1 protein-coding gene is annotated in these 1,126 nt (G+C 59.0%); it reads right to left on the minus strand.

The annotated features are described in order from the left end of the window. Positions 1–52 precede the first annotated feature (52 nt). Positions 53–1,126 (minus strand): dicarboxylate/amino acid:cation symporter (locus ACMTNU_RS20765; protein ID WP_413937190.1); only part of this gene is annotated, 1,074 nt, incomplete at its 5' end.

Consider the following 1,126-nt stretch of genomic DNA (forward strand, 5'->3'; position numbering starts at 1 on the left):
TGACCGCCCTCGCGTTTCTTGTGTTGCTGCTGAAAAGATTATGAACAGGCTCTTAAGTAAGTGGCTTCGTTACCGGTGCCGGCTTTCCGGCGTCGAGCAAGATGGCGACGAGCATGTCGCTCATGACGTTCACACCCGAGCGGGCGCGGGCGATGATCCAGTCCACCGTCATGATGAGGGGAATCGCGGCCAAGATGACCTGATCCGGCAGTCCGGCAGCGGCCAAGACCAGCGGCAAGACAATCAGCCCGGCTTCCGGTATGCCGGCGACACCAGCTCCGGCGATGATGGACGCGAGGACAATCAAGACCTGTTTTGCCATGGGGAGGTCATAGCCCAACGCTTGTGCGAGAAACAGCGCGGCCATCGCTTCGTACAGCGTGATGCCGTCGTTGTTGAGATTTGTCCCGACGCACGCTGCAAGGCGCGCCGATTGTGCCGACACCCGCATCCGTTCCAGACAACGCAGCGTGACCGGCACGGTGGCCAAACTACTATTACATGAGACCGCCGTCATGATGGCATCAGCCCCCTGTCCCACATACTGCTTCGGAGATTTGTTTCCGACCAGCCAGGCCACCAGGGGGTAATAGAGAAGGGAGTGGACCGCCAGGCCTGTCAGCATCGCCACGAGGAAGATCCAGAGGACGGAAAACACACCCACGCCCGACTTGCCCACGACCTGGGCGACAACACCAAAGACGGCCAGCGGGACCACGACAATAATCCACTCAAGGATCAAGACGAGCCACCCATAGATGCGTTCAATACTCCGCGCGACCATCACAACGATTCCACTCGTCTGGTCTGATTTGCCGTACAGGTATCGCAGGGTGCTACCCAGGAGCAGAGCGAGAAGGACGACGCCGATGATATTGTTACTTGTAAATGGATTGGTCAGGGTGCGGGGAATATAGGACGCCAGATACTCGATCGGACTTTGTGACCCGGCCTGCACGTTGGCCAGCGCCGAGGATGAGACGGTTGTGCCTGGCACGAGGTGGAGCAATTCATCCACGTGCCCCAACCAGGCCAAACCGGGCTGCCAGAGATTCATGATGGCCAATCCGATGGCCATGGCGACGGAGACGTTCACGAGACAGATGACCAGCAGCTTGGTCCCCTG

This window comes from Nitrospira sp. BLG_1, from assembly GCF_047338595.1.
GTDB lineage: Bacteria > Nitrospirota > Nitrospiria > Nitrospirales > Nitrospiraceae > Nitrospira_D.